Raw genomic sequence first — 9629 nt, forward strand, 5'->3', positions numbered from 1 at the left:
ATGGCGCCGTTTCGCCGGAGGGGCCCTTCCTGCGTTTGCGGACCTTGCCGTGGTTGATGACTACGTCGTAGTCGTATGTGACGCCGTCGATACTGGTGGTGCCGAAGGAGGATGAGTTCCAATCGACATGTCGCATAGCAACATCGCGGGGAACGGGTGGTTGACTCGGTGGTACTGTCGGAGAGGCACCAGACGAGACTTCGGGACCTGTGCAGCAACAATGCTGGGCTGCAACATGTCTGCAAATGAGGACAGCGATGCCTTTTCAAGCGCGCGGTGCATGGCGCTATCCGCAATGCGGGACGGAAGATCCAATGCGATCCACGGCGCTACGCGACGGGCTTTGCAAACTCAACGGCATCGATGCCGAGGCCTACCTGCGTCACGAGTTGACCCACATCGCGGATCAGCCGGTGAATCAGATCGACGAACTCCTGCCGTGGAACGTCGCCGCTCAACTTGAGTTGCGAGTCTAAAGCTGGACCATTCCTGTCTCATCGGCAACCACGGTGCTGACGATCCGCTTACGAAAGCCGGAGGAGCAGACCCATAGGAAGCGTCGAAAGTCTCTTCTTGACTGTGGAGCCGACCCGCGAGCGGCTGCCGGAGGTCGCTGACCGGCCATCTCCTGCCGCTCGTTGGCGTGTGCCCGCAGGCGCTCAAATGGCCGTTCCGCAGTAGACAGCAGTCGTTCCCTCGCTAATCACCTTCATCGCGTCGTCGGCAAATGCGGAAGCCCGTTTCATGGGCAAGCAGCTAACGACAGAATTCACGGACAGCCAGCGGGAGCCAATCAGCGCTACGAGCAGACTATTCCCTTTGACTGCTGTGCAGGAAAGTGACAACAGGCTTGCCGTTCTCCTCGACGCATGTAGACGCAACTTCCCGCCCAGACGGATAGCGGGAAAGAGGGGCCAAGTGAATGAGTAGCAGGCCGCAGAAGCGGTGTGCCCGCCCAGGCGAGGCTCCGCGCAGGATCTGCGGCCAGCTATAGGAGAGCCACGGGATCTTGTACCATTATTAAAGCTTCTTGCGGGACGCAGCTAGTGTTCCCGCCAGCGCTGATAGAGCAGTGCGGTGACGACAAAGAATGCTGTGTGCGCGATCGCGAAGAACAGCATGCCGCCTGCCGTGAGCACGCTATGCCCTGCGAACCCCTGGCCGATCAGCGGTAGAACCATGCATGCATTCAACAGCCATACAGCGAGCGCGTATAAAAGACCTTTGATCAGCGCGCTGGCCGGGAGCCTCGCAAACGTGAACGCGTAGAACACGGCCATCGCGATGCCGACGGCGATATGGAAAACCTGCTGGAACGCGTAAAGCCTGACAAGCGGTAATGCCGATATGCCGAGCGTCTGTGCGAGCAGCGTCAACAATCCGCCGCGCGCGGTGACAAGCCCGAAGTGATCGGCGACGGACAACAGCGCGGTATTGACCGCGATGCCCGCGCATCCCGCCAAGGCCGCAGTCGACACTTTCGACGAGCCGCTAGTAGGGCGGCGCCCGGTCTTCAATACGATTTCGTTCATATTGCGTTCGCATGAGGGGAAACCTCGGTAAAACGGCGCAGGCCGCGTTCGCCTGCACAGTCAAGACACAACCGGTCCCGCACTGGCGCCACGTTGCCGAAAGGATTGTCGTTGCTGACCTTCTGTCGGCATCCGTGGGCCGCCATTGCGCGATTGGGCCCCGGGTCTGCCGCACTAAAGCCTGCCGAGGTCGATCACGGCCTGTGCGAATGCCTGGGGCGCTTCCTGGGGAAGGTTATGGCCGATGCCCCCCGTGATAGTCCTGTGCTCGTATTTCCCGATGAACTTACCGGCGTAGGCGCTGGGCGGCGGGTGCGGTGCACCGTTGGTATCGCCTTCCATGGTGATGGTTGGCACACCAATGGACGGCGCCAAGGCAAGTCGCTGCTCAAAGGCGTCGTACTTTTCCTCGCCAGAGGCAAGACCTTGCCGCCAGCGATAATTGTGAACGGCAATGGCGACATGGTCCGGATTGTTGAAGGCCGACGCACTCCGCTCGAAGGTGGCGTCATCGAACTTCCACCTCGGCGAGGCTTGCCTCCAGATCAGCTTGGCAAAATCGTGGGTGTATTTTTCATAGCCGGCCCGCCCGCGATCCGTTGCAAGGTAGAACTGGTACCACCACTGGAACTCTGCCTCGGGCGGCAGCGGCGACGCACCGGCCTTCTGACTCCCAATCAGGTAGCCGCTTACCGACACCAGACCCTTGCAGCGCTCCGGCCTCAGCACCGCGATGATATCGCCGGTGCGCGCCCCCCAATCGAACCCAGCGAGTGTCGCCTGCCGGATATTGAGTGCATCCATCAGCGCGACGATATCGGCAGCCACGGCTGTCGGTTGGCCGTTACGCATCGTCTCTTGCGACAAGAAACGCGTAGTACCGTAGCCCCGCAGATACGGGACAATCACGCGATACCCGCGCGACGCCAACAGCGGCGCGACGTCAACAAAGCTATGAATATCGTAAGGCCAGCCGTGCAGCAGGATGACCGCGGGTCCGTCAACCGGCCCCGCCTCGGCGTAGCCGACATTGAGCAGCCCGGCGTCGATCTGCTTCATCGACGCAAACGATGTATGGGTACCCGGCCTGGCCGAAGGCAGGATCGACGAATTCAGCGAACGTGTCTGGCCCCTGGCGGAGCCCAGCACGCCGAACTGGGCAGCGGCAAGCGCCACGGCTGTCTTGCCCATGAAGCCGCGACGACGCGAATTGATATTCTCTGACATATTCCTATCCACCTCAAAGCGAGGGCATGCCCGCTGGCAACCTCGAAAATCAACTCAATCTCGACGCACACGCCCAGCGGAATCCGGGCCACACCGAACGCGGAGCGCGCGTGCTTGCCGCGCTCCCTGAGCTTTGCGTAAATATCGTGTGTATCCATATTGAAGTCCTTGATACGGGCTGCTTGCACTGGCTCAACGCGCTTAATCCACGCTGCGCACAGCTTCCTTGGTGCTCACAGCAATTTCGTGTAGGTCAAAATCGAGGCTCGCATCGGGAAGCGATTCCGCTTCCTTGACACTGTCCTGATGCCTTGATGGCAAAGCCAAGGTCGCCACTCGAACTGCGCAACCTGCTCCTCAACAAGGCATTTGCTATCGGGAGCGTGGAAAACGGCAGGGCCTAGTTGCGGGCGCCGTCCGTGTAGACGTCCCTCGAATCGATGCGGGCACCATCGGAGAACACGTCGCGCGGTCCGATGCGTGCGCCATCCGTGAAGACATCACGCGGTCCGATGCGTGCGCCATCCGTGAAGACATCACGCTGGCCGATACGCGCGCCATCCGTATAGACGTCACGAGGCGAATTGACCGCGGCAACGGCGGCTTGTGAGGCGAAGGTGGTAACGGTGGCGAGCAGCAGGGCGGCACCGGAGATTTGGCTGAGGCGTTTCATGATTGACTCCTTGGCGAACGAATACAGAGATGGCAGTTCAACGATCGGACCTGCGAGGCTTGGTGTGCAGCGCCATGTTGCGGTCGTTATTGCGTATACGCCGGGAGATCGCGGATCATTCCCCTTGCACGATTGAAAATTCAAATTGCCGCCATAGCGCCACGCCGGGGGGCGTGCGGTGCAGCGTACGGGCCACTACGCGAGGCTGTGATGAATGTGGAGAACGTGAAGTCAGCACCCGTCCGGCAGCTTCCAGAATGAGCCTGCTGATCTCGTCAGGAATGTGAGATCAGACGATACGTGGCTCGACTTCAACTCGATTGTCCTGGCCCCATGCGCTTGGTCATGGGGCGCTGGAGGTCAGGGTTGATGGTCTGGCCGCCCATGGAAACGGCTGCCCACTCAGATCCGTCAGATCGCTTGCTTATATAGATAGACGCCTCTTTGTCTTGGCCGCCATCCGTGCCCGCAGCTCTCGGTATCGTTCTTTCCACATCCCACCTTAAAGCACATCTGCGACGAATTCTCAGACAAATGGTATGGGCCCCGCCCCCTCTCGGGCAGGTAGCGAAAGGGGCACCTGCACCAGCGTGCATCGATGTCCCAAAGTGGTACCACGTTCACGTACTTCGCCGCGACGCGCGCCTACCTGGAACGCCATGGCAAGCCGATGGCGTTCTACAGCGATAAGGCCAGCGTCTTTCGCGTCAACAAGCCCCACGCGGGCTGCCGCGAGGGCCATAGGGGTAGGCGGACTTCTTGGCGCTGAATCCGCGCAGCGCAGCTCCTTGAGCAGGCTGGATGCCTAGCTCGAACAAGGCTCGGGCGTATGGCGGCGTACAGCGCCCCAGCTTCAACGCTCGCTTCCATGGGCGACCGGACCCATCAACTCTGCCTCCAGCGCCCCATGGCCAAGCGCATGGGGCCAGGACAACCGAGTTGAGGTCGAGTCACGTATCGTGAATTCAGCACCCGTCGGTAGTGCCAGGTCATGCAGACCGTCCGGCAGCTTCCAGAATGAGCCTGCTGATCTCTTCAGGAATGTGAGAGACCAACGTTCTCCACATTCATCACAGCCTCGCGTAGTGGCCCGTACGCTGCACCGCACGCCCCCCGGCGTGGCGCTATGGCGGCAATTTGAATTTTCAATCGTGCAAGGGGAATGATCCGCGATCTCCCGGCGTATACGCAATAACGACTGCAACATGGCGCTGCACACCAAGCCTCGCAGGTCCGATCGTTGAACTGTCATCTCTGTATTCGTTCGCCAAGGAGTCAATCATGAAACGCCTCAGCCAAATCTCCGGTGCCGCCCTGCTGCTCGCCACCGTTACCACCTTCGCCTCACACGCCGCCGTTGCCGCGGTCAATTCGCCTCGTGACGTCTATACGGATGGCGCACGCATCGGACCGCGCGACGTGTTCTCCGATGGTGCCCGCATCGATTCGAGGGACGTCTACACGGACGGCGCCCGCAACTAGGCCCTGCCGCTTTCCACGCTCCCGATAGCAAATGCCTTGTTGAGGAGATTCACCATGAATGCCCCAATGCGAATCGTCCGTGCAGCAGTCATCTCGGTAACAGCCCTCGTCACCACTCCAGGCTTTTCACAATATGCGCAAGTCGCCGCGCCTATTTTCTCGGCACTGCATTTCACCTTGTCCGCCCTGGACTCGATATAACTGCTCCATGAGCTTTGAGGAATGCCACTATGAAAACGTCCATCGCCAACTTTCTCGCGACCATCTCCATTGCCGCATTCGCTGCAGGCGGCGGCATCCGTTTGGCCTCTGCAGCCGATGCCAGGCAATCGGTGGCAGGAAGCGATTCCCACCCCATCACACGCGCCGAGCTGCTCCATGAGCTCCAGGAACTGAAATCCGTGGGCTACGATCCATCCGACGATAGCTTTCCGGAATCACTTCAGAAGGCGCAGCGTAAGCTGGACGAGAAGCGCCGTGCGGAATCGGCAATGGCGGTGACTCAAGCCCACCAGCCGGCGGAAACGGATTGGGCACACTAGATACTATGAAGGGCCGCGGAGGCAAGCCCCCCTGGAGTAAAACGAAGATTCGCAGTCTCGTTTCTCCAAAGGAGCACGCAAATGAATCTCTCGACCAGATTACGGGTGCGATACAGGGCGCGACTGTAGCGTCGCTTGTGGCGACCCGGTTCGAGCGCGGCGGAATCACGGCCTTTGCGCCTGCGGCGCGAACGGCCTGCACGAAGGCATCGGCGTCGTAGCCTTTGTCCGCGATGATCGCGTCCGCGGTAAGTCCTTCGATCAACTCTGCCGCACAGGAGATGTCGGCAGCCTGGCCATCAGTGAGAATCAACCGCAGAGGCCGTCCAAGGGCATCGATTGCCCATCTAACGAAAAGGAAATTCAAAATGTCTAAAGTTTGGCTAATCACTGGAAGCGGAAGTGGTCTGGGTCGAATCATTGCCGAAGCAGCTTTAGCTGCTGGCAACCAAGTCGTCGCGACCGCCCGCAACGTTGGTCAGTTGGACGAACTGGTGGCTCGGTTTGGCGCGAATGTCCGGGCGGTCGCGCTCGACGTCACAGACGAGTCTCAAGGTCATGCGGCGGTCGATGCAGCGGTCGATGCGTTTGGCCGCCTTGACGTGGTCGTGAATAACGCAGGTTACGGGGACACCCGCCCGTTTGAGCAGGTTCCATCGAGCGAGTTTCGCCGACTGGTCGAGACCTGCTTTTTCGGTGTTGTGAATCTTACCCGCGCTGCGCTTCCTGTCATGCGGCAACAGCGCCGCGGACACATCATCCAGATTTCTTCGCTGGGAGGTCGTACGGCGTTCCCGGGCAACGCGGCCTATTTCGCGTCAAAGTGGGCCGTCGGTGGCTTCACCGAAGGTCTGGCGCAGGAGACTGCACCTTTCGGCGTCAAGGTTACCGCGCTTGAGCCGGGTGGAATGCGTACCAATTGGGGAAAGCGTGCGCACGCAGACCGACCGGTCTTGTTGCCAGATTACGAACCCTCAGTCGGTGCAAGCGTGAAACAGATGGAAGGCTATTGGGGCAATGAGTCTGGGGATCCCGTCAGAGTCGCACAGGTTGTTCTCCGGATTGCCGAAACTGAGACAGTACCGCCGCACATTCTCCTCGGAAGCGACGCTTTCCAGTTTGCGCGTCAGGCGGAGCAAGCGAGAACAGCCGATGCAGATCGTTGGCAAGCGGTCAGCGTCTCAACTGACGTCGGTGCTGTCGGTCCCATTCCGACGTTTCCGACGAATTGAATGGGGCGTAACGCATGGCGGACTATCCTGAGCGACCGCTTTGAAGAAAGGCGGCTGGCTGAAATGAAAAACGTGTGAAGCAAACGCCACGTTCGGACCTTGCGCACAAGGAGAGGAAGGCGCTTTCTCCAAGCACTTGTTTACAGGCGAAAAAAGGGGCCCTGTCTAGAGGAGATGGGACCCGTTTTGCGTCTCAACACCTTTTGTTTACGGCTAGCTCCTCGCCCATTCTTTTGCCGGGATGATCATTACCGCGACTGGCGTTCACAAGAATGTCTCCGCACTGGTCTTCGTGGCGGCGCGAGCCCCGGATGCCGGCGAAGACTACACCGCGTTGGCCAAGACCTACCCTACGCCACCAGCCACGGCTGCCATTGTGTTTGATCGCGATGAGGGACGCCTGAGCGAGTCTGCATTCCTACGCGACTTCGCGGGCGACCTTCCAGAAGCACGGGCGCCGACGCTGTACGCCGTCCAGGAACCGTTCCACAAGGCCCTGCTGACGGGTAAGACCACCAATGCCCCATGGCGATCGAAGCCCAGCTTCTACGCAGTTTCCGCAGACAATCGGACGATTGGACGATTGGACGATTGGACGATCAACCCGGATCTTCAACACTTCATGGCCAAGCGCATAGGGGCCAGGACATCTTCTTCCTAGCTTTCCTTCCCCAGTTCGTAGCCGCCGAGCGCGGGCCCATCGCCGTTCAGATCCTGACACTTGGCGTAATCTTCGTTGCGGCCACGTTCCTCGTGTTCTCGGCAATCGCCTGGTTGTCAGGCACCTTTGGAGCGTTGCTGCTACGTTCCTCGCGCACACAGGGCGGACTGAACTGGTTTGCCGATGCAGTCTTTCTTGCGCTCGCCGTGCGCCTGGTCACTTCGCACATCTGATGCACACCAGGCACCTATGACACCGATTCAAACTTTCAATCTGACGACGGGAATGTTTCGCGATAGCGGCGCGTATACGGTAGTAACGATCGCAACATGGCGCTGCTCCTGCAGGCCTCTCAGATCCGGTCGTTGACTGTCATCTCTCTGTCCGGTTTTCAAGGAGCTACTCATGAAACGTCTCAGCCAATTCTCTGGTGCCGCCCTGCTGATTGCCACAGCCGCCATCTTTGCCTCGCAAGCCGCCGTTGCGGCTGTCAACTCGCCCCGCGACGTCTATACCGATGGGGCTCGCATCGGGCAGCGGGATGTCTTCACCGATGGTGCGCGCATCGCACAACGTGATGCATTCACCGATGGTGCACGCATCGAAGCACGCGATGTGTACACCGATGGTGCCCGAAATGCGGCGCTGGACGATCGCATCGACGGCGTTCGAACCCTTGCCGGCATGGATCGCACGGGCCCGTCGACGCCTCCCGCACGCTCCGCCGATCCGTACACCGATGGAGCCCTTGCCTGATAACGGGCCTCGATCCCACTCCATACTTGAATGACAGCAATCCTTGCAGGACTGCGCATGACTCGCTATATCAACCGCGTGTCACCTGCAGTTCCTGGATGCCCATCGATGATGCCGGCGGAATCAGGGGGCCTGTACCTGAACTGGATTTCCAGGCTTCCCCGAGACTTGGGGGGCCACCACGAGATAGCGTCGCTTGTCGTCCGCGGCGCTTGTGCCCGGCGCAACAACCTGCCGGATCGGCCCGATGGTATTGACGATGGCCGCCCCAGCCGGATTCGTCATGAACACTGCGAGGGGCTCCAGCGGCCCACCGCCATCAGCTTTGCTCGCTAGTGCCAATACATATGATTGCCTCGGCTGAAGGCCGGTCACTGCTGCCTGCAGCACCTGCACCAACCCCTGGTCGAATAACGTAATGCTGGTCGAGGCGGCTGCCTTCCCGTCCGAGTGCCCCGTGTTCGGTGCCAATAGCGTCAGGTGGCTTGCCTGCCCGGCAATGCCAAGCGGCTCCAGGTTCTGCGTGCCATTGCCTACCGTCACCGCGTTTGGCACATACGCGATGGCCTGGGGGGCCTGTCCCACCTGAACCGTCGCGATTACGGTGTTGTTCAGCGTGTCGATGGCAGCGATAGCATCGGCATTTTCCAGACCCACATACATGCGGCTGCCGTCGCCCGAAGGCCAGATGCCGTGAGGCAGGCTGCCCACCGGAATGGTAGCCACCTGCGAAAAATCATCGGTACGAAAGACCTTTACCTGATTCAACCCGCCCACGGTCACGTAGGCAAAACTGCCCTTGGCATTACGCACAAAGTTCACGTGGTTTGTGAGGGGACCGGTTTCGATGCTCTTGATGCGAGCGAATGGAGGACGTGCGTCAAAGACCTGAACCCTTCCAATGTCCTTGAGTGTGAACCAGACCTGCCTGCCGTCCGGCGTGGCAGCGATATTCGGACAAAACGGACTGTCCTGCTTTACCGCACCCACTATCTTGTGCTCGACCAATGAGATCACCTCGGTTTCCGGATTGAATGAAGAGCACACGTAGCCGTACTTGCCATCGGGCGAGAAGATCTGCATGCCAGGTCCCGCAGGAACGATAATACGGGTCTTCTCTGCGAAAGTTTTGGCATCGAGAACCGCGACATGATTTTCTCCGCGCACGGTAACCCAGACCTCGCTGCCGTCTGGCGTGTAGAACGCCTCATGCGGCGACCTGCCGACATAGGTAGTGTGCTTGACCGTATTCGTTTGGGTATCGATGAACGTCACCGAATTTGAACCAATGGAGACAATGGCCAGGGTCCGATGGTCCGGTGAGAAGCCCATGCCATGTACCAGCACCTGTCCACGATATAGCGGACTGAAATTTCCCGGCGAAGGATCCCCGAGCCGGATCAGGCCAAGAAGACGATGATCGACCGGGTCCACCACGGAAACCGTGTTCGAAAATTGCTCGGCAGCATAGAGGCGGTCGCGGTGGCTGAGAGGGATATCCGGTTCGGACTGGGATACGGGGGC

General features: G+C 59.7%; 10 protein-coding genes and 3 pseudogenes. 7 read left to right on the forward strand and 6 right to left on the reverse strand.

What is annotated here, in order from left to right; all coding sequences use genetic code 11:
* Positions 1-338 precede the first annotated feature (338 nt).
* A pseudogene (locus tag RM96_RS38000) lies at positions 339-476 on the forward strand (transposase domain-containing protein); the annotation flags it as partial.
* 567 nt (positions 477-1043) lie between these two features.
* Here the strand turns inward: RM96_RS38000 and RM96_RS29710 are convergent.
* From RM96_RS29710 to RM96_RS29720, 4 genes and pseudogenes are all read right to left on the reverse strand, one after another.
* Positions 1044-1532, reverse strand: coding sequence for a hypothetical protein (locus RM96_RS29710; RefSeq protein WP_039015323.1), 489 nt, complete (start codon positions 1530-1532; stop codon positions 1044-1046).
* A gap of 174 nt (positions 1533-1706) precedes the next feature.
* Entirely contained in the window at positions 1707-2759 is a 1053-nt protein-coding gene (locus tag RM96_RS29715; protein ID WP_039015324.1) for an alpha/beta fold hydrolase, read from the reverse strand.
* Between the two features lie 35 nt (positions 2760-2794).
* A pseudogene (locus RM96_RS39045) lies at positions 2795-2884 on the reverse strand (RidA family protein); the annotation flags it as partial.
* Between the two features lie 275 nt (positions 2885-3159).
* Positions 3160-3432, reverse strand: a complete 273-nt coding sequence (locus RM96_RS29720; RefSeq protein ID WP_039015325.1) for a hypothetical protein — start codon at positions 3430-3432, stop codon at positions 3160-3162.
* 1281 nt (positions 3433-4713) lie between these two features.
* Here RM96_RS29720 and RM96_RS29725 point away from each other — a divergent pair.
* The 3 genes from RM96_RS29725 to RM96_RS29730 are packed head-to-tail and all read left to right on the forward strand — an operon-like array spanning position 4714 to position 5456.
* On the forward strand, positions 4714-4914 hold the full coding sequence (locus RM96_RS29725) for a hypothetical protein (RefSeq protein ID WP_052279834.1): 201 nt from the start codon (positions 4714-4716) through the stop codon (positions 4912-4914).
* A gap of 54 nt (positions 4915-4968) precedes the next feature.
* Positions 4969-5115 carry a hypothetical protein gene (locus RM96_RS39555; RefSeq protein WP_193752551.1) on the forward strand — a complete coding sequence of 49 codons (147 nt, stop codon included), beginning with the start codon at positions 4969-4971 and terminating at the stop codon, positions 5113-5115.
* 29 nt (positions 5116-5144) lie between these two features.
* Positions 5145-5456 carry a DUF4148 domain-containing protein gene (locus RM96_RS29730; protein WP_052279835.1) on the forward strand — a complete coding sequence of 104 codons (312 nt, stop codon included), beginning with the start codon at positions 5145-5147 and terminating at the stop codon, positions 5454-5456.
* Positions 5457-5539: 83 nt separating this feature from the next.
* Here the strand turns inward: RM96_RS29730 and RM96_RS38005 are convergent.
* A pseudogene (locus RM96_RS38005) lies at positions 5540-5799 on the reverse strand (transposase); the annotation flags it as partial.
* A 25-nt stretch (positions 5800-5824) separates the two neighbouring features.
* On the opposite strand from RM96_RS38005, the gene RM96_RS29735 reads away from it, so the two are divergent.
* The 3 genes from RM96_RS29735 to RM96_RS29745 all read left to right on the forward strand — a co-directional run bounded on the left by RM96_RS29735 (position 5825) and on the right by RM96_RS29745 (position 8105).
* A complete protein-coding gene (locus RM96_RS29735) occupies positions 5825-6688 on the forward strand; it encodes an oxidoreductase (protein ID WP_039015326.1) in 864 nt (287 codons plus the stop codon).
* A gap of 241 nt (positions 6689-6929) precedes the next feature.
* A complete protein-coding gene (locus RM96_RS40730; protein WP_338011441.1) occupies positions 6930-7349 on the forward strand; it encodes a hypothetical protein in 420 nt (139 codons plus the stop codon).
* Positions 7350-7754: 405 nt separating this feature from the next.
* Positions 7755-8105, forward strand: a complete 351-nt coding sequence (locus RM96_RS29745) for a hypothetical protein (protein WP_039015327.1) — start codon at positions 7755-7757, stop codon at positions 8103-8105.
* A gap of 123 nt (positions 8106-8228) precedes the next feature.
* Here the strand turns inward: RM96_RS29745 and RM96_RS29750 are convergent.
* The coding region (locus RM96_RS29750; RefSeq protein WP_039015331.1) for a YncE family protein at positions 8229-9629 on the reverse strand (1401 nt) is incomplete at its 5' end.

The organism is Cupriavidus sp. IDO (assembly GCF_000812465.1).
Classification (GTDB): Bacteria; Pseudomonadota; Gammaproteobacteria; order Burkholderiales; family Burkholderiaceae; genus Cupriavidus.

Excerpts from the sequence above, each read along its gene's own strand:
- RM96_RS29715 (WP_039015324.1), bottom strand. The coding sequence starts at position 2,759 with ATGTCAGAGAATATCAATTCGCGTCGTCGCGGCTTCATGGGCAAGACA.
- RM96_RS29720 (WP_039015325.1), bottom strand. The coding sequence starts at position 3,432 with ATGAAACGCCTCAGCCAAATCTCCGGTGCCGCCCTGCTGCTCGCCACC.
- RM96_RS29725 (WP_052279834.1), top strand. The coding sequence starts at position 4,714 with ATGAAACGCCTCAGCCAAATCTCCGGTGCCGCCCTGCTGCTCGCCACC.
- RM96_RS29730 (WP_052279835.1), top strand. The coding sequence starts at position 5,145 with ATGAAAACGTCCATCGCCAACTTTCTCGCGACCATCTCCATTGCCGCA.
- RM96_RS29735 (WP_039015326.1), top strand. The coding sequence starts at position 5,825 with ATGTCTAAAGTTTGGCTAATCACTGGAAGCGGAAGTGGTCTGGGTCGA.
- RM96_RS29710 (WP_039015323.1), bottom strand. The coding sequence starts at position 1,532 with ATGAACGAAATCGTATTGAAGACCGGGCGCCGCCCTACTAGCGGCTCG.
- RM96_RS39555 (WP_193752551.1), top strand. The coding sequence starts at position 4,969 with ATGAATGCCCCAATGCGAATCGTCCGTGCAGCAGTCATCTCGGTAACA.
- RM96_RS29745 (WP_039015327.1), top strand. The coding sequence starts at position 7,755 with ATGAAACGTCTCAGCCAATTCTCTGGTGCCGCCCTGCTGATTGCCACA.
- RM96_RS40730 (WP_338011441.1), top strand. The coding sequence starts at position 6,930 with ATGATCATTACCGCGACTGGCGTTCACAAGAATGTCTCCGCACTGGTC.